The 21139-nt window shown below is 69.2% G+C and carries 18 protein-coding genes; 11 read left to right on the forward strand and 7 right to left on the reverse strand.

Translation table 11 applies throughout. The features are described from left to right. Positions 1–131 precede the first annotated feature (131 nt). The 4 genes from HEP74_RS00105 to HEP74_RS00120 all read right to left on the reverse strand — a co-directional run bounded on the left by HEP74_RS00105 (position 132) and on the right by HEP74_RS00120 (position 3730). Positions 132–524 carry a hypothetical protein gene (locus HEP74_RS00105; protein ID WP_185814652.1) on the reverse strand — a complete coding sequence of 131 codons (393 nt, stop codon included), beginning with the start codon at positions 522–524 and terminating at the stop codon, positions 132–134. A gap of 135 nt (positions 525–659) precedes the next feature. After that, on the reverse strand, positions 660–1085 hold the full coding sequence (locus tag HEP74_RS00110) for a hypothetical protein (protein ID WP_185814653.1): 426 nt from the start codon (positions 1083–1085) through the stop codon (positions 660–662). Positions 1086–1266: 181 nt separating this feature from the next. After that, positions 1267–2283 carry a class 1 fructose-bisphosphatase gene (locus HEP74_RS00115; protein WP_185814654.1) on the reverse strand — a complete coding sequence of 339 codons (1017 nt, stop codon included), beginning with the start codon at positions 2281–2283 and terminating at the stop codon, positions 1267–1269. Between the two features lie 244 nt (positions 2284–2527). Next, positions 2528–3730 carry an amino acid aminotransferase gene (locus tag HEP74_RS00120; RefSeq protein ID WP_179570288.1) on the reverse strand — a complete coding sequence of 401 codons (1203 nt, stop codon included), beginning with the start codon at positions 3728–3730 and terminating at the stop codon, positions 2528–2530. A gap of 415 nt (positions 3731–4145) precedes the next feature. Between HEP74_RS00120 and HEP74_RS00125 the strand changes: the two genes are divergently transcribed. The 4 genes from HEP74_RS00125 (at position 4146) to HEP74_RS00140 (ending at position 8202) form a co-directional block, all read left to right on the forward strand. Next, positions 4146–6272, forward strand: a complete 2127-nt coding sequence (locus tag HEP74_RS00125; protein ID WP_185814655.1) for a TonB-dependent receptor family protein — start codon at positions 4146–4148, stop codon at positions 6270–6272. Between the two features lie 156 nt (positions 6273–6428). Then, entirely contained in the window at positions 6429–6776 is a 348-nt protein-coding gene (locus HEP74_RS00130; RefSeq protein WP_185814656.1) for a hypothetical protein, read from the forward strand. 280 nt (positions 6777–7056) lie between these two features. Beyond that, a complete protein-coding gene (locus HEP74_RS00135; RefSeq protein WP_185814657.1) occupies positions 7057–7554 on the forward strand; it encodes a hypothetical protein in 498 nt (165 codons plus the stop codon). Between the two features lie 258 nt (positions 7555–7812). Then, complete coding sequence (locus HEP74_RS00140) at positions 7813–8202, forward strand: hypothetical protein (protein ID WP_185814658.1); 390 nt, start codon at positions 7813–7815, stop codon at positions 8200–8202. A gap of 268 nt (positions 8203–8470) precedes the next feature. On the opposite strand, the gene HEP74_RS00145 is transcribed toward HEP74_RS00140, so the two are convergent. Continuing rightward, positions 8471–10411: a sigma-54-dependent Fis family transcriptional regulator gene (locus HEP74_RS00145; RefSeq protein WP_185814659.1), complete on the reverse strand. Its 1941-nt coding sequence runs from the start codon at positions 10409–10411 to the stop codon at positions 8471–8473. Positions 10412–10655: 244 nt separating this feature from the next. On the opposite strand from HEP74_RS00145, the gene adh reads away from it, so the two are divergent. The 3 genes from adh (at position 10656) to HEP74_RS00160 (ending at position 13743) form a co-directional block, all read left to right on the forward strand. After that, positions 10656–12185, forward strand: coding sequence for an aldehyde dehydrogenase (gene adh, locus HEP74_RS00150; protein WP_185814660.1), 1530 nt, complete (start codon positions 10656–10658; stop codon positions 12183–12185). Between the two features lie 134 nt (positions 12186–12319). Beyond that, positions 12320–13348 (forward strand): alcohol dehydrogenase AdhP, encoded by a 1029-nt coding sequence (gene adhP, locus HEP74_RS00155; RefSeq protein WP_185814661.1) that lies wholly within the window; start codon positions 12320–12322, stop codon positions 13346–13348. Then, positions 13348–13743 (forward strand): DUF779 domain-containing protein, encoded by a 396-nt coding sequence (locus HEP74_RS00160; RefSeq protein ID WP_185814662.1) that lies wholly within the window; start codon positions 13348–13350, stop codon positions 13741–13743. Before adhP ends, HEP74_RS00160 begins: the two co-directional genes overlap by 1 nt. A gap of 106 nt (positions 13744–13849) precedes the next feature. On the opposite strand, the gene HEP74_RS00165 is transcribed toward HEP74_RS00160, so the two are convergent. Then, positions 13850–14146, reverse strand: coding sequence for a hypothetical protein (locus HEP74_RS00165; protein WP_185814663.1), 297 nt, complete (start codon positions 14144–14146; stop codon positions 13850–13852). 165 nt (positions 14147–14311) lie between these two features. Here HEP74_RS00165 and HEP74_RS00170 point away from each other — a divergent pair, with 165 nt between their 5' ends. The 4 genes from HEP74_RS00170 (at position 14312) to HEP74_RS00185 (ending at position 19368) form a co-directional block, all read left to right on the forward strand. After that, entirely contained in the window at positions 14312–14710 is a 399-nt protein-coding gene (locus tag HEP74_RS00170; RefSeq protein ID WP_185814664.1) for a hypothetical protein, read from the forward strand. Beyond that, positions 14710–15684 (forward strand): non-homologous end joining protein Ku, encoded by a 975-nt coding sequence (ku, locus tag HEP74_RS00175; protein WP_185814665.1) that lies wholly within the window; start codon positions 14710–14712, stop codon positions 15682–15684. The genes HEP74_RS00170 and ku overlap by 1 nt, the downstream gene beginning before the upstream one ends. A 6-nt stretch (positions 15685–15690) precedes the next feature. Continuing rightward, positions 15691–18435, forward strand: coding sequence for a DNA ligase D (gene ligD, locus HEP74_RS00180; RefSeq protein ID WP_185814666.1), 2745 nt, complete (start codon positions 15691–15693; stop codon positions 18433–18435). 120 nt (positions 18436–18555) lie between these two features. Further along, positions 18556–19368, forward strand: a complete 813-nt coding sequence (locus HEP74_RS00185) for a hypothetical protein (RefSeq protein WP_185814667.1) — start codon at positions 18556–18558, stop codon at positions 19366–19368. Positions 19369–19416: 48 nt separating this feature from the next. Here HEP74_RS00185 and dld read toward each other — a convergent pair whose 3' ends face one another. Then, a complete protein-coding gene (gene dld / locus HEP74_RS00190; protein WP_185814668.1) occupies positions 19417–21135 on the reverse strand; it encodes a D-lactate dehydrogenase in 1719 nt (572 codons plus the stop codon). Positions 21136–21139 lie beyond the last annotated feature (4 nt).

Raw genomic sequence — 21139 nt, forward strand, 5'->3', positions numbered from 1 at the left:
GGGGAGCGCTGTCGTCCGCCCGCTCACGTAGCGGCGCACGATTTCCGGCTATGGATGTCGCTGTCAGGTCGGCGCACTGCGACAGCGAAGTCGGGACCGGTGGCGGTCGAACCGGCGCGCAGGCGGCGGCGTTAGAAGTAACCGCCCTCAGCATCGCGCCATATGTCGTAACCGTCCAGCTCTTCTGCGGTCACCGTGGACGGCTGCACGAATCGTGCTGCCCAACCGGAAAAAGAGGCAGTGGAGATCGGCAGGTGGCCCATGCCCATCGGGACGTTGTCCGGCCGGTCCACGCCGGCCATGTACAGGGTGGATTCGTCGATGCGCGCAGGAGGTTCCGGGTACACATTGCTGTAGACACGGACATGGACGCCATGCGCGTCCAGCTTGAGGATCTTGAGCGGCACGAACCGGCCGTTCTCCCGCTCCGTTACGTACAGACCACCCTCCTGCCACTGCACAGCATCGGCTGGCGAAGCGGCAACTGCCTTTCCAAACAGGAGCGCACGCAATCTTTCGAGCATGTGGTTTCCTTTGCTGGTGACGTTGAATTGATCAGAAATTTAGGTCCGACTGGATTGCGCTTGCGCCAGCGCACGAACCGTGTCTATCGACGTTGAACAGGCAAGGCGCGACGTAGTCTTGCTCGAATTCGTTGCTCAGGTCGCCATCCGAGGCGGTGCGAATGGCGCCAGCACGCTGGTTCCACAAGAATGACAGGCGGCATTCGGCATGAAAACCGCTTCCGCAGTAGTAATCGGCAGCGGCGACCTGCAGTGCACGCACAAGAACTCGCTCACCGAATTCCTGTTGCCAGCGCGAACATACCTCACGCCAAGATCATCGAACTCCACGACCCACCACTTCCGACCGCGGTCATACTGGGCCGTCCCGTGTCCCTCCAGATCTTCGTCATCGTCTGATCCATCGACGGCGATGAGTGGCATGCCTTCTTCAAGAATCAGGCCGGCATTCGCCAGGTCGCGAAGCGACCCGAACGTGTCCAGCACGACGGCGGTCCTTTGCCGATTCCTGACGCCGCGAACGAGTCCATTGAAATCGGCATAGATGCGGGTCGTCGACATACTTGCCTGCCAAATACGCGTTGGACCGCGCGAGTGCGGCCTACCGCCATCGTCGCCTCGCGGCAGTCTGCGCGTCAATCCAGAACCCCGCCGGCGACATGGCCGCATGTAAAACGACGACACCCGCGCGCAAGTGGGTGTCGTCGATCGCAGCCGGCGCGCCGACAGCGGGAAGCGGCGCTCAGCCCTGCGCCTGGTCGTGCTCCACGTGGTACCGCACCGCCTCAGCCACTTCATTCTTCGAGCCCAGGAACACCGGCACGCGCTGGTGCAGCTGTTCGGGTTGCAGGCCGAGGATACGTTCGCGGCCGGTGCTGGCGGCGCCGCCGGCCTGTTCGACCAGCAGGCCCATCGGGTTGGCTTCGTACATCAGGCGCAGCTTGCCGGCCTTGCCCGGGTCCTTCTTGTCCCACGGGTAGATGAAGATGCCGCCGCGGGTCAGGATGCGGTGCACGTCGGCGACCATGCTGGCGATCCAGCGCATGTTGAAGTTCTTGCCGCGCGCGCCTTCGCTGCCGGCGAGCAGGTCGGCCACGTAGTGCTGCATCGGCGCTTCCCAGTGGCGCTGGTTGGACATGTTGATCGCGAACTCGGCGGTGTCCTCGGGAATGCGCATGTCGGCCTGGGTCAGCAGGAAGCTGCCTTCCTCGCGTTCCAGGGTGAAGGCGTGGGTGCCGTGGCCCAGGGTCAGCACCAGCATCGTGCTGGGGCCGTAGATGCAGTAGCCGGCGGCGACCTGGGCGGTGCCCGGCTGCAGGAAGTGTTCGTCGCCGGGCTTGTCGGTGCCGGGTGGCGCGCGCAGCACCGAGAAGATGGTGCCGACGGAGACGTTGACGTCGATGTTGGAGCTGCCGTCCAGCGGGTCGAACAGCAGCAGGAAATCGCCGCTGGGATACTTGTCCGGCACCGGCTGGCTGTGGTCCATCTCTTCCGATGCGCACGCGGCCAGATGCCCGCCCCAGGCGTTGGCTTCGAGCAGGATGTCGTTGCTGAGCACGTCCAGCTTCTTCTGCGCCTCGCCCTGCACGTTGCCGGTGCCGGCGTCGCCGAGCACGCCGCCCAGGGCGCCCTTGCTGACCGCGATGGAGATGCGCTTGCAGGCGCGCGAGACGATGGTGATGAGCTGGCGCAGTTCCGGGCCGATGCGGCCGGCGTGCTGTTCTTCGATCAGGAAGCGGGTCAGCGAGGTTCGCGACATGGGCGCAGGCAGCCTTTCGTGGGGGAAGGCGCCTATTGTCGCGGCTGTTGCATGAGATTTCGATTAGCGGCAGAGCGATGGCGTGCAGAAGCGCCGCATCGCCAAGGACCGAGGGGAGGTTGGTGCGTGCGGAGGGTGCCATGCGTCGGGGCTGCAGCCTCTCCCACACCAGGCGGGCAATCGCAGGCACAAAAAAGCCGGAAGCGCGCGCGCTTCCGGCTTGGTGTTGCGGTACCGCGTGCGATCAGCCCTTGTGCACGGTGGCCACGGCCTGGGTCACGTAGTCCAGGTTGGCCTGGCTCAGCGCGGCCACGCAGATGCGGCCGGTACCGACGGCGTAGATGCCGAACTCTTCACGCAGCCGGTCCACCTGCGCCTTGCTCAGGCCCGAGTAGGAGAACATGCCGGCCTGCTGCTGGATGAAGCCGAACTCCGGCGCGCCGAGGGCGGCCAGCTTCTGCACCATGCCGGCGCGCAATGCGTGGATGCGCTCGCGCATCTCGGTCAGCTCCTGCTCCCACATCGCGCGCAGCTCGGGGCTGGTGAGCACGCCGGCCACCAGCGCAGCGCCGTGCGTGGACGGGCTGGAGTAGATGGTGCGGATGATGCGCTTGACCTGCGACTGCACCGCCTTGCTCTCGGCCGCGGTGGCCGACACCACCGACAGCGCGCCGACGCGCTCGCCGTACAGCGAGAACGACTTGGAGTACGAGCTGGCGACCACGTAGCTGTCCACGCCGGCTTCGGCCAGCAGGCGCACCGCGTAGGCGTCTTCGTCGATGCCCTTGTCGAAACCCTGGTAGGCGATGTCGACGAACGGGAACAGGTTGCGTTCCTTCAGCAACGCGGCGACCGTACGCCACTGCTCCTGGGTCAGGTCGGCGCCGGTCGGGTTGTGGCAGCAGGCATGCAGCAGCACCACGGTGCCCGGCGCGAGCTTGTTCAGGTCGGCGAGCATGCCGTCGAAGTTCAGGCCGTGCGTGGCCGCATCGAAATAGGTGTAGTCGACCACGTCGAAACCGGCGGCCGAGAACACCGCGCGGTGGTTCTCCCAGCTCGGGTTGCTGATGGCGATGGTCGAGGTGGACAGCAGCTTCTTCAGCAGGTCCGCTCCCACGCGCAGCGCACCGCTGCCGCCGATGGTCTGCGAGGTGGCGACGCGGCCGGCGGCCAGCAGCGGCGACTCGGCGCCGAACAGCAGCTTCTGCGTGGCCAGGTCGTACGCCGGCAGGCCGTCGATCGGCAGGTAGCCGCGCGGTTTGGCGTCCTGCGCCAGCTGCCGCTCGATCTGCTGGACGGCGCGCAGCAGCGGGATGCGGCCGCTCTCGTCGTAATAGATGCCCACGCCCAGGTTGACCTTGGTCGGGCGGGAATCGGCGTTGTAGGCCTCGGTCAGGCCCAGGATCGGGTCGCCTGGGACCTGTTCCACGTTTGCAAAGAAGGACACGGCGGTACTCGTTTGGTGGCGAAAGGTGGGGGCCGGGAGGGACCGGAGCCGGCACGGTCAAACACCCCATCCTAGCAAACGCAGGCCTTGCGTGGCGGGGCTTTGCGCCAGGGCGCGTCACCAATCCCCAAGCAGATCGCGCCGCTCGTGTGCGTGCACGCGGCAAGCAATAGAAGGCGTGGAGGATGGTTCCACCCGGGCGATGACGTAGCGCTGAGGGCGCACAAGAGCGGCCCTGCGGGTTGGGCCTGTCAGGCCGCCAGCCGGCGCCGCGCGGCTTGACCTGACCACCAGTCAGGCGCTGCGCCACGCAGCACCGGCTGGCGGCCTGACAGGCCCAACGCGACCTACTTGAGAATCGATGACAGGCCCCAGGCGGCGTGCGGCCGGGCGGCGCATGCGCGATGATGCGCGCATGCCCAATCGCCATCCCCTCGCCCTGCTCTGCGGCCTCTGCGCCGCGGGGCTGTCGCCCGTCGTCTGCGCCGCCGAGGCCGATGCCGATCCCGCCACCCTGCCGGTCGTGCAGGTGCAGGCCGCACGGGTCAGCGGGGTGGACGATTTCGACCTGCCCGCCTCGCTGACCGCGATCAGCGTCGGCGACAGCAACCGCACCGGCGTGCAGGTCGCCGAGGCCTTGGCCGGCGTGCCCGGGCTGCTGGCGCGCGACCGCCAGAACTATGCGCAGGACACCCAGCTGTCGATCCGCGGCTTCGGCGCGCGCTCGGCGTTCGGCGTGCGCGGCGTGCGCCTGCTGCTGGACGGCATCCCGGCGACGATGCCGGACGGCCAGGGCCAGCTGTCGCACTTCAACATGTTGGGCGCCGAGCGCATCGAGGTGCTGCGCGGCCCGTTCTCGGCGCTGTACGGCAACTCCTCCGGCGGCGTGGTGCAGTTGTGGAGCGCCGACGGCGCGCCCGACGATCCGTGGCGGCTGCGCAGCACCGTCGGCAGCAACGGCACGTATAGCGCCGGGGCGCAGCTGCAGGGCCAGCAAGGCGACGTCCACTACAACGTGGCGGCCACCCATTTCCGCACCGACGGCTACCGCGACCACAGCCAGGCGCGGCGCGAATCGGTCAACGCCAAGTTCGGGTTCGACCTGGCCCCCGGCCGGCGCCTGGACCTGGTGCTGAACTACCTGGACGCGCCGTGGGCGCAGGATCCGCTGGGCCTGACCCGCGCCCAGTTCCATGCCGATCCGCAGCAGGCCACCGCCGTGGCGACCCAGTTCGATACGCGCAAGTCCACCCGCCAGGCGCAGGCCGGGGCGATCTTCACCCAGCAAGTGGACCAGCAGACCTGGCGGCTGATGGGCTACGCCGGGCGCCGCGACGTGCAGCAGTACCTGGCGGTGCCGGTGGCGGTGCAGGCCAATCCGCTGCATGCCGGCGGGCTGATCGACCTGGACGGCGACTACGGCGGCGTGGACGCGCGCTGGGCGTGGCAGGGCGAGCTCGGCGGGCGCCCGTTCCAGCTCACCGTCGGCGCCAATGCCGACCGCCAGAAACAGCACCGCACCGGCTACGAAAACTTCGTCGGCAGCACGCTGGGGGTGAAGGGCCGGCTGCGCCGCGACCAGGAGGACCAGGTGCAGAACGTGGACCAGTTCACCCAGGCCTGGTGGCAGTTCAGCGAGCGCTGGTCGCTGCTGGCCGGCCTGCGCCACAGCCAGGTGCGCTTCCGCTCCGACGACGCCTACATCGTTGGCCGCAATCCGGACGACAGCGGCCGCACCGACTATTCGGCGACCACGCCGGTGGCCGGGGTGGTGTTCCGCGCCAGCGACGACCTGCGCTTCTACGCCTCGGCCGGCCGCGGCTTCGAGACGCCGACCTTCAACGAGCTGGGCTACCGCAACGACGGTGGCGCCGGGCTGGCGCTGGACCTGTCCGCGGCCAAGAGCGAGAACCTGGAACTGGGCGCGAAATGGCGCGACCAGGCCGGCGCCGCGTGGGAAGCGGCGCTGTTCCGCGCCAATACCGACGACGAACTGGCGGTGGCCAGCAACACCAACGGCCGCAGCACCTACCGCAACATCGGCCGCACCCGCCGCCAGGGCGCCGAGGCCAGCTATCTGCTGCCGCTGGGCGACACCGTGCAGTTGCAGCTGTCCTACACCTGGCTGCAGGCGACCGTGCGCCAGACCTACCTGACCTGCGCGAGCAGCGGCTGCGCCACGCCCACCGCGCAGGTGGCGGCCGGTTCGCGCCTGCCCGGGGTGCCGCGCCAGCAGTTCTTCGCGCGCTGGCAGTGGCAGCCGCGCGCGTGGCAGTTCGCGGTCGAAGCGGTAGCCGCCGGCGACACCGTGGCCAACGACCTGGCCACCGAAACCGCACCCGGCTACGCGCTGCTGAACCTGGAGGCCTCGCGCCGCTGGAGCACCGCGCACGGCGCGCTGCGCACCTTCGCGCGCATCGACAACGCGCTCGATCACGCCTACATCGGCTCGGTCATCGTCAACGACGGCAATGGCCGCTACTACGAGCCGGGACCGGATCGCGGCTACACGGTCGGGCTGCAGTGGGATTTCGCGCATTGAGGCGGCTGTCGAAGTAACCCGGCCTTTCCCATCGGGACCATGGTCCCTTTTCCTGAAGGGGTTCCGCGGGGGCGGATGTGGTGCGGACGAAGCCTTCTGCAACCGAACGTCGCAAGCGCTTGGCGCGTGCCTCCCGCACTCCCTCGCCCACGCTTTTTGGAGACGCTGATGAAAATCGCATTGCTGCTGGCGCTCGCCGCCCTCGCACCGGCCACCGCGCTGGCCGCTTCCGTCACCGGCACGCTGGTCGGCGGGGGCGGCGTCGACGACATGACCATCGTCGTGCGCGCGGCCAATGGCCAGGAAATCGAAGCGTATTGCGCGACCCGCTGCGGCGACTGGTTCGTCGCCGAGCCGGAGAGCGATGTGTTCGCGTTGAAGAAATCGGTCAAGGGCAAGCGGGTCGCGCTGGATTACGCGACCGAAGCCAACGGCGACCGCATCGCGGGCCCGGGTCCGGACGACCGGCTGCTGTTCGTGAAGAGCGTCCGCATCGTTCCGTGAGGCCGCGCTGGCGCGACGCGGCGCGTTGCGCATGGCCGTGCTGTGCAGGTATCCAGATGACGCAGTCGCGATGGTCTGCGCGCCAGCGCCAGCCGCGCCGCATCGCGCATGCTGTTTCACAAACGGCCGCTAGCGACGCTTAGACGTCAGCACCGATCGCGAACGGCGCTCCACGTGCGGGCAGGCGCATCCACGACCTGCATGCCGCGTGGAATGCCGTCGCGACGGGTGCCGCTGCATGGATGGTCCATGCAGGCGCCGACCTCGCCGAGGCGTTGCCGTGGAAGACAAACTCGATCGGTTGCTGGCCGATATCGCTCGCCTCAAGCAGACGCTCGAGGCGGACAAGACCCCGGCCGAGCGCCTCTTCTGGATCATGGAGAAGACGCTGGCGCCGCTGGCGATCGCGGTACTGGCGTTCTACGGCAATGCCGCCGCCGACAAGATTTCCGCAGGCCAGCTGGCGCTGGCCAGGCTCAGCGTGCAGGACAAGCAGAACGAGTTCGCGCGCACGCTGCAGAGCAAGTACGTCGAGCTGTTCTATGCGGACATCACCTCGGGCGATCCTGATCGGCAAGGCAATGCGCTGGGCCTGCTGCGGCTGATGGATCCGCAGCTGGCGCTGCAACTGGCGACGTTCGTCGTGTCCAATCCCGCCGCGTCGCCGGCGATCAAGGCGCAGGCCGAAGCCACCGGCCGGCAGATCCAGCGTGAGCGCAGGCGTGGCGCGCTGGCGCCGAACACGTCGCTGCCATCGGCGCCGACGCGGCATCCATGAGACAGGCGGCCCGCGTTCGGCATGCGCACGACGCGGTACCGCGGCTGCATCCGACCGGATCTTCGCCGCCGCGCGGTATGCGCAGTGGCGTGAGGAAAATCAGAAAAACCACGCGGATGTGTCTACAAAATACTGTGGAGGTGTCTACCAGCGACGGCTGGTTCGCTGGCGGCCGCGGCGGCGCCGGCAGTAGCGTACGGCTGGGTCTCGAAGGCCCATTCCTACTACCTCAATCGCTTCACAGCCGGAGATCGCAGCATGGACGAGAAAGCCGACAAGCCCATCCTGGCCGAGGGCGTCAGCGCGACGCTTTACCAGGGTACGTTCGTCGTCAACAACGGCACCGGGCAGACCATCACCAACGTCAGCGTCAAACACACCTGCGGAAATTTCGTCAACACGTCGGTTGCCGTGTCGCTGGCGCCGGGCGAGTCGGCCCCGCCGGTGATACTGCAGGCGCAGACCGGTTCCAACGACAACTGGAGCCTGTCGTTCCAGATGGGCAACGTCTCGCGCAGCCGCAGCAGCAAGCAATGCAACTACGAGACCGAGGATGCGCCGAACACCTGCGTCATCGCCCTGTACGACGACAGCTTCAGCGTGATCACGCCGAAGAGTTCGCCTTGCCTCAACAACGCCTACGATTGAGCGCAGCCGGTAGCGCGTCGCCATCGCAGGCGACGCGCTACCGATGCCGCCTTGCGTGCGGCAAGCGCGGACGACGGCAGATCCCACGCACGGCGTCACGCGTGCAACCCGCAGGCGATCCCTGTAGGAGCGGCTTCAGCCGCGACAGGCCTTACCGGGAATCCCTGTCGTCACCGAAGTCGCTTCTACACGGATCACTTCTACGAATCGGAATGCGCTAGTGCCGCAGCAATGCAGGCACACGTGCAGTGCCTGCACACGCGCCCGCTCAGTGCGCGCCGAGCCCGAGCCGGCGGTACAGCGTGCTGCGGCTGACGCCGAGCTGGCGCGCGGCGCGGGCGACGTTGCCGCCGCAGGCATCCAGCGCCTGGCGCATCGCCGCCAGGGCGAGGCTGTCCAGATCGGTCGCGTGCGGTGAGGCGCTGGCAGGCGCCGCTGGCAGTTCGCCGTGCGCTCCGCCCTGCCCTGGCACCGCATCGCCGCCGCCCGCGCGCATGCCGCGCGCCGCGCCGGGCAGATAGGCCGGCAACGCATCGACGTCCACCACGGCGCCAGCGTCGCTCAGCGCGACCAGCGTACGCAGACAGGCCACCAGTTGGCGCAGGTTGCCCGGCCACGGATAGACGCTCAGCGTGGCCAGCGCCGCGTCGGTCAGGCGCCGGCCTTGCCCTACCCGCGCCCACAATTCCTGTACCAAGGCATGCCGATCCGGATGCGCGCTCAGCGCCGGAATCTGCACGCTGTGATGGGCGATGCGGTAATACAGGTCGGGACGGAAACGCCGCTCGGCCATCGCCTCGTCCAGGTCGCGATGGGTGGCGCAGATCAGCGCGAAATCCAGCTTCACCGGCTTGCCGCCGCCCAGCGGCAGCAGCTCGCGTTCCTGCAGGACGCGCAGCAGCCGCGGCTGCAGCGCCGGCGGCATGTCGCCGATTTCGTCCAGGAACAGCACGCCGCCGTCGGCCTGGCGCAGCAGGCCCGGGCTGCCGTGTTTGCGCGCGCCGGTGAAGGCGCCGTCTTCGTAGCCGAACAGTTCGGCTTCGATCAGGCCTTCCGGCAGCGCCGCGCAGTTGACCGCGACGAACGGCTTGCCGGCGCGCGCGCTGCGCCGATGCAGTTCGCGCGCGAACACTTCCTTGCCGGTGCCGGTCTCGCCCTGCACCAGCACCGGCAATTGCGCATCGAGCACGCGTCGCGCGCGTTCCAGCGCCAGTTCCTGTGCGGCATCGAACAGCGGCGCATCGGCGCCGTGCTGCGCGCGCGTGGCCGCGGACACGGTGATCGGCGGCTGCTGCGAACGCCGCCGCGGCCGCGCGTCGCCGATGCTGTCGACACGCCCATGCAGGGCGCGGCCCTGCAGGTCGAACACGCTGCCCTGCTGGCGCAGCCGCGACAGCGGCTCTTCGAACAAGGCCGCGTACGGCGCGCGGCCCAGGTCGTGCCGCTCCAGCCCGAACAGGCGCAGGCCGGCCTGGTTGGCCGCGACCAGCTTGCCGTTGCGGAACGCGAGCAGGCCTTCGCGTGCGGTGCCGAGCAGCGCCGGATCGTGATGCACACGCAGCAGTTCGCACTCGGCGATGCCGTCGTCGAAATAGCGGTGCTCGATGCTGGCCACTGCCATCCGCGCCAGGCCCAGCGCGTGCATGTGCTGCACGCTGGCGTCGCCGGAAATGTCCAGCACGCCGGCCAGCTGGCCATAGGGATCGAAGATCGGTACCGCGGCGCAGCTGAGGATCTGGTGCGGCGCGAAGTAATGCTCGCCGCCACGCACTTCCACCGAGCGGCTCTCGACGATGGCGGTGCCGATCGCATTGGTGCCGACCTGGGTCTCGCTCCAGCATGCGCCCGGCATCAGCGCCACGCGCCCGGCCTTGTCGAGGAAGCCCGGGCTGCCTTCGGCGTCGAGGATCCAGCCGGCCTCGTCGGTCAGCAGCACGATGCTGCCGGTGGCGGCGGCATCGCCGGCCAGGCCTTCCAGTTCGGCGCGGGCCAGCCGCCACAGGCGCTCGTGCGCCTCGCGCAGTTCGCGCAGGCGCGGCGCGCTGACCGGCTCGATCGGCGGCGTGCCCTGCGCCGCCAGGCCCAGGCGCTGGCAGCGCTGCCACGACTGCAGGATGGTGTCGGGCACCTGGCCGACCGGGGCGCCGCCACGCTCGAAGAAGATCCGGCGGGCGTGGCCGAGCTGGTGCTGCGATTGCTGTTGCGCCATGACGGCTCCGCTGTCGCAAATTGCGACAGGTGTTGGGACAGGTGTTCCGATAAACACCACATCCGCCGCCGCCGCGCAATCGTCACGCGTGACGCGCTGCAACAGGAATGCTGGCGCCGCGTCGACGGGCTGCGGCGCGCGGCCATGACGCAGCGCAACAGCCAAAACCTGGCATCGCTCTTGCGGTTACCGCCTACCTGGATGGGCCTGTCCCATTCCTTTCCCACCGCCGCAGGAGACACCGATGAACGCCGTCACCACCGCCAAGCCGCATGCCACCGATCCGCAATCCATCTTCAAGTCGCGCTACGGCAATTTCATCGGCGGGCAATGGGTGGAACCCAAGAGCGGCCAGTACTTCGAAAACACAACGCCGATCACCGGCAAGGTATTCACCTCGGTGGCGCGCTCCAACGCGCAGGACATCGAGGCCGCGCTGGACGCGGCGCACGCGGCCAAGGACGCCTGGGGCAAGACCTCGGCCACCGAGCGCAGTAATGCATTGCTGAAGATCGCCGACCGCATCGAGCAAAATCTCGAGCTGCTGGCCTATGCCGAGACCTGGGACAACGGCAAGCCGCTGCGCGAGACGCTCAACGCCGACGTACCGCTGTGCGCCGACCACTTCCGCTACTTCGCCGGCGCCATCCGCGCGCAGGAAGGCGGCATCTCCGAGATCGACAGCGACACCATCGCCTACCACTTCCACGAACCGCTGGGCGTGGTCGGGCAGATCATCCCGTGGAACTTCCCGCTGCTGATGGCGTGCTGGAAGCTGGCGCCGGCGATCGCCGCCGGCAACTGCGTGGTGATGAAGCCGGCCGAGCAGACCCCGGCCTCGATCCTGGTGCTGATGGAAGTGATCGGCGACCTGCTGCCGCCGGGCGTGCTCAACGTGGTCAACGGCTTCGGCCTGGAAGCGGGCAAGCCGCTGGCCAGCAGCCCGCGCATCGCCAAGATCGCCTTCACCGGCGAGACCACCACCGGCCGGTTGATCATGCAGTACGCCAGCCAGAACCTGATCCCGGTGACGCTGGAGCTGGGCGGCAAGTCGCCGAACATCTTCTTCGCCGACGTGATGGCCGAGGACGACGATTTCCTGGACAAGGCGATCGAAGGCTTCGTGCTGTTCGCCTTCAACCAGGGCGAGGTATGTACTTGCCCATCGCGCGCGCTGATCCAGGAGTCGATCTACGACAGGTTCATGGAGAAGGCGCTCAAGCGCGTGGCCGCGATCAAGCAGGGCAATCCGCTGGATCCCAACACCATGGTCGGCGCGCAGGCCTCCAGCGAGCAGCTGGAGAAGATCCTGTCCTACATCGACATCGGCAAGCAGGAAGGCGCCGAGGTGCTGATCGGCGGCGAGCGCAACGCCCTCGACGGCGAGCTGGCCGGCGGCTTCTACGTCAAGCCGACCGTGTTCAAGGGTCACAACAAGATGCGCGTGTTCCAGGAGGAGATCTTCGGGCCGGTGGTGTCGGTGACCACGTTCAAGGACGAGGCCGACGCATTGGCGATCGCCAACGACACCTTGTACGGATTGGGCGCCGGCGTGTGGAGCCGCGATGCGTCGCGGCTGTACCGCATGGGCCGCGCGATCCAGGCCGGACGGGTGTGGACCAACTGCTACCACGCCTATCCGGCGCATGCCGCGTTCGGCGGCTACAAGCAGTCGGGCATCGGCCGCGAGAACCACAAGATGATGCTCGACCACTACCAGCAGACCAAGAACCTGCTGGTCAGCTACTCGCCGAAGGCGCTGGGCTTCTTCTGAGCGCGGCGCGGGGCAGGGCGGCGGCGCGCTTGCAGCCGCCGCCCCGCCGCCGCGTGGCCCGACTGATCTGGATCAAGGCACCCCGTCGCCGGACGCGCGATGGTGACGTCATCGTTTTCCACAGGAGCGTTTCGATGGACAAGACAATGAAGGCCGCGGTGGTACGCGAATTCGGCAAGCCGCTGACGATCGAGGAAGTGCAGGTGCCGCGGCCGCAGGCCGGCGACATCCTGGTCAAGATCGAGGCCTGCGGCGTGTGCCATACCGACCTGCACGCGGCCGAGGGCGACTGGCCGGTGAAGCCGAACCCGCCGTTCATTCCCGGCCACGAGGGCGTGGGTCATGTGGTCGCGGTCGGCGCCGGCGTGGACCACGTCAAGGAAGGCGACCGGGTCGGCATTCCGTGGCTGTATTCGGCCTGCGGGCATTGCGAGCACTGCCTGGGCGGCTGGGAGACGCTGTGCGAGGCGCAGCAGAATTCCGGCTACTCGGTCAACGGCGGTTTCGCCGAATACGCGCTGGCCAACGCCAACTACATCGGCCATCTGCCGAAGAACATCGGCTTCGTCGAGATCGCGCCAATCCTGTGCGCGGGCGTCACCGTGTACAAGGGCCTGAAGGTCACCGATACCAAGCCCGGCAACTGGGTGGTGATCTCCGGCATCGGCGGGCTCGGCCACATGGCAGTGCAATACGCCAAGGCGATGGGCCTGAACGTGGCCGCGGTGGACGTGGACGACGCCAAGCTGGCGCTGGCCAGGCGGCTGGGCGCCACGGTGACGGTGAACGCGCTGACCACCGACCCGGTGGCCTACCTGAAGAAGGAGATCGGCGGCGCGCACGGCGCGCTGGTCACCGCGGTGTCGCCGAAGGCGTTCGAGCAAGCGATCGGCATGGTCCGCCGCGGCGGCACGGTGTCGCTGAACGGGTTGCCGCCGGGCCAGTTCCCGCTGGACATCTTCGGCATGGTGCTCAACGGCGTGACCGTGCGCGGCTCCATCGTCGGCACGCGCCTGGACCTGCAGGAATCGCTGGAATTCGCCGAGCAGGGCAAGGTCGCCGCGACCGTGGCCACCGCCACGCTGGAGAACATCAACGAGGTGTTCGCGCGCATGCGCGCCGGCCAGATCGAAGGCCGCATCGTGCTGGACATGGCCGCCTGATGGACGCCGCCGCGCCCGAATCCGGCGTGCCGCTGCAGGTGCTGGCGACGTTGCCGGCGCTGCAGCTGATCGACACGTTGCGCGGGCGGCACGGGCCGGTGCTGTTCCACCAGTCGGGCGGCTGTTGCGACGGGTCCTCGCCGATGTGCTATCCGCAGGACGATTTCATCGTCGGCGACCGCGACGTGCAACTGGGCGAGATCGGCGGCGCGCCGTTCTACATCAGCGCCTCGCAGTTCGAATACTGGAAGCACACCCAGCTGATCATCGACGTGGTGCCCGGGCGCGGCGGCATGTTCTCGCTGGAGAACGGCGAGGGCGTGCGCTTCCTGGTGCGCTCGCGGCTGTTCGGCGACGCGGAGTATGCGGCGTTGCAGGCGGCGGGGAAGGTCTAGCGGAACGCACCGCCCCTTGTAGGAGCGGCTTCAGCCGCGACAGGCTGCATGAATCGACAGATCCTGTCGCGGCTGAAGCCGCTCCTACAGGGGCGATGGCGCTGGCCTACGGCGCCTTGGATGGCACGAACGGCGAGACCGGATCGCTGGCCGGGAAGGTCTCTTCCAGCGCCTCGTCCTGATTGGCGTCGGCATGGTGCTTGTGCGCGTGCTCCTCGCTGGCGCTATCTGCCGCGTTGCCGTCGGGCGCAGGGCGGTCCGCGCCGGTGCGCGGCTCGTGTTCGACGATGGTATCGGGGCGGTCGCCGGCGCCGCGGTCCTCGCGGTCCTGGGCGTCGCGCTTGCCGCGTTGTTCGCCGGGAACCGGGTCGTTGCGACGCAGCGGGTCGGTGGGTGTGGACATGGCCGATTCCTCCGGTTGGGGTTGGGAACGTGCGTACAGTGCAGCGCGATGGCGGTGAAGCCGCTGCGAATCGCAATGCGTCCACATCGCTGTCACGAACGCCTAACGGCGCCGGCGCTACTGCTGCCCATCCCCATGCCGCCGATGCCGCCCGGAGCTTCCGCCATGTGCCCCAGCGCCCGCCCCGATCCACTGTTGTTCAATGCCCATCTGGATCCGTTGCCGGCCACGCTGCCGCACGGTCCCGACGACACTGCAGGTCCGCGCCCGCACGACGCCGCGGACTACCGCCAATACAGCCTGGCCGACTATCGCCAGCGCCGCGATCGCCACGGCACCCCGTGGCGCGACCTGTGCCCGGCCTATGCGTTCGCGCTGCGCACCCATGCCGGCGGCTGGCCGCGCGCGCCCATGGCCGACACCGACGGCGAACTGGCCGCGCACTGGGAGCAGGTCCGCGGCGAATCGCAGCTGGACTGGGGCCAGGCACGGCCGGTGATCGAGGATGCGTGGCAGGCGCTGGACCATCTGCCGGCGCCGGCATTGCACCTGGAGGCGCACTGATGGCGCGTCCGATCTGGACCGGCACCCTGTCCTTCGGCCTGCTCAATGTGCCGGTGGCGCTGATGTCCGGCGAACGCCGCGTCGACCTGCACTTCCGCATGCTCGATGCGCGCGACAAGCGGCCGATCCGCTTCGAGCGGGTCAATGCCGACACCGGCGAAGAGGTGCCGTGGAAGGACATCGTCAAGGCCTTCGAATACAGCAAGGGCAACTACGTGGTGGTCGAGCAGAAGGACATCGCCTCGGCCGCGCCGGAAAGCCACGAGACGGTGGAGGTCGAGGCCTTCGTCGACGCCGCCGACATCGACCTGCGCTACTTCGAAAAGCCCTACGTGCTGGTGCCGGGCAAGAAGGCGGAGAAGGGCTACGTGCTGCTGCGCGAGACGCTGCGCGCCACCGGCAAGGTCGGCATCGCGCGGGTGGTGATCCGCACCCGCGAATACCTGTCGGCAGTGCTGCCGCAGGAAGACGCGCTGGTGCTGATCCTGCTGCGCTATCCGCAGGAACTGGTCGCGCTGGACGACTACACGCTGCCCAGCGGCAAGGCCGCCGACTACCGGATCAGCGCCAAGGAAACCGAGATGGCCGCACAGCTGATCGACTCGATGTCCGGCAAGTGGGACCCGGCGTCCTATCACGACGAATTCCGCGAGCGCCTGCAGGCGGTGATCCAGAAGCGGATCAAGGCGCAGGAAGGCACCGCGCAGGTGGACGACGAGGCCGACACGCCGCAGCGCGAGGATGCCGCCACCAACGTGGTCGATTTCATGTCGCTGCTGCAGAAGAGCCTGGACGCCAAGCGCCGCACTCCGGCGAAGAAGGCGGAGGCGCTGCCGGTCAGCAAGACCGCGAAGAAGCCGACCAGGAAAGCGGCGAAGAAGGCCGCCAAGCCCGCCGCGAAATCCGCGAGCAAGGCCAAGCCGGCGAAGAAGACCGCCGCAAGCAAGGCGCCGGCGCGGCGCAAGGCGGGGTAGGGCGCGATGACGCTGCGCGAGTACGCCCGCAAACGCCGCTTCGGCGCGACCCCGGAACCGGCCGACGACAGCGTCGCGGCGCCGTCGCGGCGGCCGATCTTCGTGGTGCAGCTGCACCACGCCAGCTCGCGCCACTACGATTTCCGCCTGGAAGCCGACGGCGTGCTGAAGAGTTGGGCGGTGCCGAAGGGGCCGTCGCTGCGGGTCGGCGAAAAGCGGCTGGCGGTGCAGGTGGAAGACCATCCGCTGTCCTATGCCGGCTTCGCCGGCGATATTCCCGAGGGCCATTACGGTGCCGGCCATGTCGATGTGTTCGACCACGGCACCTGGTCGTGCGACGGCGAACCGCTGGCCGCGATCGCCGCCGGCAAGCTGGATTTCGTGCTGCACGGCGAGCGCCTCAACGGCAACTGGAAACTGGTACGCACTGCGTTGCGCGGCAAGCAGCCGCAGTGGCTGCTGATCAAGCGCGACGACGCGTTCGCCGCCGATCGCGATGCCGACGACCTGCTGCAGGAGCCGGTCTCCGCGCCTGCGCCGAAGCGCGCGGCCAAGGCCGCCAAGCCCACCAAGGCCGGCAAGGCCTCCAAGCGTGCGCGCGATGCAGCCACGGCCAAGCCTGCCGCCGCTGGCGCTGCGGCTCCGTCGGCCGCGCGGCCGCGGCGCAGCGATGCGGCCTGGCGCAAGCGCGCGCTGGCGCTGGACGGTGCGCGCGATCGGCCGTGTCCGCCAGGCGAGCGCGCGCAGCTGACGCTGCTGCGCGACCGCGCGCCCGACGGCGCGCAATGGCTGCACGAGATCAAGTGGGACGGCTACCGCCTGCTCGCCGATCTCGATGCCGGCCAGGCGACGCTGCGCTCGCGCAACGACCAGGCCTGGACCGAGACCTTCCCCGAGGTCGCGCACGCGGTGCAGGCCTTGCCGGTGAGCGAGGCGCGGCTGGATGGCGAACTGGTGGTGCTCGATGCCGACGGCCGCAGCGATTTCTCCGCCTTGCAACGGGTCATCGAGGGAAGTTCCAAGCAGCCGCTGCGCTACCTGGTGTTCGACCTGCTCGGCGTGGCCGGCGTGGACCTGCGCGAGGTGCCGCTGCTGCAGCGCAAGCAACTGCTGCGCGCGCTGCTCGGCGACACGCCGGGCGTGCTGGCCTACAGCGACCATGTGCTCGGCCATGGCCCGGAGGTGTTCGCCGCGGCGGCGGCGAAGGGCTACGAAGGCGTGGTCAGCAAGCGCGCGGACGCACGCTATCACGGCGGCCGCGGCGGCGACTGGGTCAAGACCAAGCACGAGAACAGCGACGATTTCGTCATTGTCGGCTATACCGATCCCAAGGGCGCGCGCAGCGGCTTCGGTTCCTTGCTGCTGGCGCAGCGCAGCGATGGCGGCTTGCGCTATGTCGGCCGGGTCGGCACCGGTTTCGACGAATCGGGGCTGCGGCGCTTGCTTGCGCAGCTGCAGGCGCTGCACAGCGAGCAGGCGGTGGTGGACATTCCCGCGCATGCGCCATTCCCGCGGCGCAGCGTGCACTGGGTGCGGCCGCAACTGGTAGCCGAAGTCGCCTTCCGTGGCTGGGCCAAGGAAGGGTTGTTGCGCCAGGCCGCATTCAAGCGCCTGCGCGAGGACAAGCCGCTGCAGGATCTCGGTGGCGATCGTGCGCCGCCACCGGCGGCAGCCCCAGGCAGCCATGTCGTGGCGGCTCGCGCTGCGGCATCGGCGAAGAAGACCGCGCCGGCCGCGCGCGGGCCAGCCACGCCGGCGAAACGCAGCACATCCAAAGGCGATGCTACGAAAAACGGTGCCGCCAAGCGCAAACCGGCAACTGCCAAGTCCGCGCCGCGCGCAAGCACCGCGGCGCGGAAGGTCGCTTCCTCCGCCAGCGCCGACGCCGATGCCGCGGCGGTCGTCATCACCCACCCCGAACGCGTGGTGTACCCGGGCGCCGGCATCAGCAAGGGCGAGGTCGCCGAGTACTACCGTGCCATCGCACCATGGTTGCTGCAGGAAGTCGCCGGGCGTCCGCTGTCGTTGCTGCGCTGCCCCGATGGGGCCGGCGGCGAATGCTTCTTCCAGAAGCACAACAACCGCGCGCTCGGCGAGCATGTACACGCGATCGCACTGAAGCAGAAGAGCGGCACCGAGGACTACCTGTACATCGACGATCTCGCCGGCCTGCTGGAACTGGTGCAGATGAACACCCTGGAGCTGCATCCCTGGGGGTCGACCGTGGACGATCCCGAGCATCCCGACCGGCTGGTGTTCGACCTGGACCCGGGCGAGGGCGTGAGCTGGACGCAGATCAAGGCCGCGGCGCGCGAGATCCGCACCCGCCTGCGCGAGACCGGGCTGGAAAGCTTCGTGCGCTTGTCCGGTGGCAAGGGCCTGCACGTGGTGGTGCCGATCGTGCCTGGCGCGGATTGGGAGCAGGCCCGCGATTTCTGCGAAGCCTTCGCCCAGGCGCTGGCCGGCTCTGCGCCCGAGCGCTACGTGGCCACGATGAGCAAGGCCAAGCGCAATGGAGTGATCTTCGTCGATTGGCTGCGCAACGGCCGCGGCAACACCAGCGTGTGCTCGTGGTCGCTGCGCGCGCGCGAGCACGCCACCGTGGCGGTGCCGCTGCGCTGGGAGGAACTGGCGCGGATCGCCTCGCCGCAGGCGTTCCCGCTGGCCAAGGCGCTGCAGCGCGCCGCTCGCCTGCGCGAGCATCCGTGGAAGGAGATGGAGACGCTGCAGCAGCGGCTGCCCGGAAGCTGATTCCTCCGGCCCCGCGGCCTCCGCCGCGCAGCGCCCCGTGCCGCAGCGCGCCCTGGTCGGCAGCGTGCGGCGGCCATGCTAGGCTGCGCCGCTTCTGGATAGCGACGAAAGGATTCGACCATGCTGCGGATGCGACTGTGCGTTTTCGTGCTGGCCTGGCTGTGCGCCGTGCCGGCCTTCGCTGCGGACCGCCTCGATGCGGTGCTGAAGGCGATCCAGGGCAGCGCCACCGACGCCGAGCAGGTGCGTGCCGCGGTGCAGGCCTCGCCGTCGCTGCGCGGGCAACTGCTGCAGCTGGCCGATGCCGGTCAATTGCAGCGCATCCGCATCGTCGCCGAGCAGCCGCTGGTCAAGGACCATGCGTTCGCCGCCGCGGCGCTCGACAACGACCTGGTGCTGACCAGCGGGCTGCTGCAGCAGCTGCGCGACGCGCCACGCCCGCATGCGCTGCGCAGCGGCGACGTGGCCGCCGACAACCTGGTGTTCGTGCTCGCGCACCTGGCGGTGCACCTGTCGGTCAGCGAGCGCCAGGCCCAGTTCGATCGCGCGCTGGCCGAAAAGGTCGCCGCCGGCATGCGCGAAGCGCAGGCCAAGGGCACCGACTTCGACGCCACGCCGGTGGCGCAGGAGGCGCTGAACCACAACATGGCGATCGAGGCCAACGCCTACATCGCCGGCTGGAATGCGGTGGTCGACGCCGCGCAGCAGCAACAGCGCGGCACCGCCGACACCGCGCCGGGCGAAGCGCAGCGCGCCATGCTGCTCGGCCCGCTGATCCTGAGCCTGCGCTACGGCAAGGTGCTGGAGCGGGCGATGGACGGTGCCGAGGACAAGCGCGTGGTGCTCGGCGCCGATGGCATCCGCCCCGACGCCCGCAACGTGTACGCCATCGCCACTGCGCTGATGGACGGCGGCATGCTCGAGATCGAATGACCGCAGCGCGCGTCGGCGTCCGGGTGCGCGCGGTGCATACCGGCGCGCTCAGTCGTGATCGCCGCCGCAGGCGTGCCAGTGCTTGCCCTTCGGCGTCTGCCCGATCCCCGGATTGAAGCTGTTGGTCGGGTCCAGCGCGCGGTAGAACGCGGCCAGCGCCGGCTTGGCGCGGTATAGGTGGCCGACGTTGTGCTCGGCCGGATATTCGGCGCCGCGCCGGTCCAGCAGCGCCCACATCGCATGCTCGATCGCCAGCGGATCGTGGCCCTTGCGCACCAGGTAGTCCTGGTGGAACACGTGGCAGAAGAAGTGGCCGTAGTAGAGCTTGCTCAGCAGCGCGCGCTCCAGCTCCGGCGGCAGCGTCTCCCGCCAGTCGCGGTCGTTGCGGCGCAGCGCCACGTCCAGCGCCACGATGTCCTCGACCGTGTCGCGATGCACCTGACGGTAGCGCACCGCCGCGCCGGCCACGGCGAAGCGGTGCAGGAACGCCTTGCGGCCCTCGTCGGCGTCGCAGCGGAAATAGGCGCCGCGGTCGCTGCCGGCGAAGTGGTCGGCAAGGAACGCGTCGGTCGCGGCGGCGTCCTGCGCGGACACGCGCAGCAGCAGGTGGTGTTCGAAGCGGTCGCGGTAGGCGCGCAGGCGCGGTGGCAGGTGCTCGGGCAGCCGGTCGGTCAGCGCCTGCAATGCGCGGTCGGCCAAGCCGGGCAGGCCCAGCGCCTCGCACCAGCCGTCCACGCGGCTCTTCAGCGCGAACGCCTTGGGCACCGCGCCGGTGCCGAAGCGGTCGATCAGCAGGAAGGTGTCCTTGCCGTAGCGCGCGCCGATGTCGAACGCGTCGCGGTGCAGGTATTCGCCGCTGATCGGCGGTTGCGCGAAGGCGGTGAGCAGGCCGCGGCGCAGCGTGGTCAGGTCGTCGGTGGCGTTGCTGCCGATGTAGAAGACCGTGCTGTCCTCGCGCGGGAACGTGTCCAGCCGCACCGCGAACACGCACAGCCGCCCGGCCGAGCCGGAGGCCTCGTAGTGCCGCGCCGGGTCGGCGTTGAAGCGGGCCGGCGTGTCCGCGTCCACGTCGCGCACGTGCGTGGCGTAGTCCGGGTCGGAGGCGGCGAGGGCAGGGTCGTCGTGGATGTCGGCGGGGCCGTAGTCGCCGGCCTGCAGCCGGGTCAGGATCTGCTCGGGCGTATCGCCCAGCGCGATGCCGAGATGGTTCACCAGGCGCAACTGGCCGTCGGCGTCGAGCTGCGCGAACAGCGCCAGTTGGGTATAGGCCGGGCCGCGCCGCACCAGCGCGCCGCCGGAGTTGTTGCACACCCCGCCCAGCACCGAGGCGCCGATGCACGAGGAGCCGATCACCGAATGCGGCTCGCGCTGCAGCGGCTGCAGCTGCCGTTCCAGTGCATCCAGCGTGGCGCCGGGCAGGCAGACGACCTGGCGGCCGTCGTGCAGCAGTTGCACGCCACGCAGGCGCAGCGTGCTGACCAGCACGATCTGCCGGTCGTAGCCGTCGCCGTCCGGAGTGGAGCCGCCGGTGAGGCCGGTGTTGGCGGCCTGCACGATGACGATGCGTTCCGCGGCCACCACGGCCTGCAGCACGTTCCACAGTTCCAGCAGCGTGCCCGGCCGCGCCACCGCCAGCACCCGGCCCTCGCCGAAGCGGTAGCCCTTGCGGAAGCGCCGCGTGGCGCGGTCGCCGACCAGCACGTGGCCGCGGCCCACCGCGTCGCGCAGCTGGCGCAGCAGGCGTGCTTCGGCGAGCGGCGCGTGCATGCGC

Source organism: Xanthomonas sp. SS (assembly GCF_014236835.1).
In the GTDB taxonomy this organism is placed as follows: domain Bacteria; phylum Pseudomonadota; class Gammaproteobacteria; order Xanthomonadales; family Xanthomonadaceae; genus Xanthomonas_A.

Bases quoted from the DNA above. Each gene is read 5' to 3' on its own strand.
- HEP74_RS00105 (WP_185814652.1), bottom strand. From the start codon at position 524: ATGCTCGAAAGATTGCGTGCGCTCCTGTTTGGAAAGGCAGTTGCCGCT.
- HEP74_RS00110 (WP_185814653.1), bottom strand. From the start codon at position 1,085: ATGTCGACGACCCGCATCTATGCCGATTTCAATGGACTCGTTCGCGGC.
- HEP74_RS00115 (WP_185814654.1), bottom strand. From the start codon at position 2,283: ATGTCGCGAACCTCGCTGACCCGCTTCCTGATCGAAGAACAGCACGCC.
- HEP74_RS00125 (WP_185814655.1), top strand. From the start codon at position 4,146: ATGCCCAATCGCCATCCCCTCGCCCTGCTCTGCGGCCTCTGCGCCGCG.
- HEP74_RS00140 (WP_185814658.1), top strand. From the start codon at position 7,813: ATGGACGAGAAAGCCGACAAGCCCATCCTGGCCGAGGGCGTCAGCGCG.
- HEP74_RS00145 (WP_185814659.1), bottom strand. From the start codon at position 10,411: ATGGCGCAACAGCAATCGCAGCACCAGCTCGGCCACGCCCGCCGGATC.
- adh (WP_185814660.1), top strand. From the start codon at position 10,656: ATGAACGCCGTCACCACCGCCAAGCCGCATGCCACCGATCCGCAATCC.
- adhP (WP_185814661.1), top strand. From the start codon at position 12,320: ATGGACAAGACAATGAAGGCCGCGGTGGTACGCGAATTCGGCAAGCCG.
- HEP74_RS00160 (WP_185814662.1), top strand. From the start codon at position 13,348: ATGGACGCCGCCGCGCCCGAATCCGGCGTGCCGCTGCAGGTGCTGGCG.
- HEP74_RS00165 (WP_185814663.1), bottom strand. From the start codon at position 14,146: ATGTCCACACCCACCGACCCGCTGCGTCGCAACGACCCGGTTCCCGGC.
- HEP74_RS00170 (WP_185814664.1), top strand. From the start codon at position 14,312: ATGTGCCCCAGCGCCCGCCCCGATCCACTGTTGTTCAATGCCCATCTG.
- ku (WP_185814665.1), top strand. From the start codon at position 14,710: ATGGCGCGTCCGATCTGGACCGGCACCCTGTCCTTCGGCCTGCTCAAT.
- ligD (WP_185814666.1), top strand. From the start codon at position 15,691: ATGACGCTGCGCGAGTACGCCCGCAAACGCCGCTTCGGCGCGACCCCG.
- HEP74_RS00185 (WP_185814667.1), top strand. From the start codon at position 18,556: ATGCTGCGGATGCGACTGTGCGTTTTCGTGCTGGCCTGGCTGTGCGCC.
- dld (WP_185814668.1), bottom strand. From the start codon at position 21,135: ATGCACGCGCCGCTCGCCGAAGCACGCCTGCTGCGCCAGCTGCGCGAC.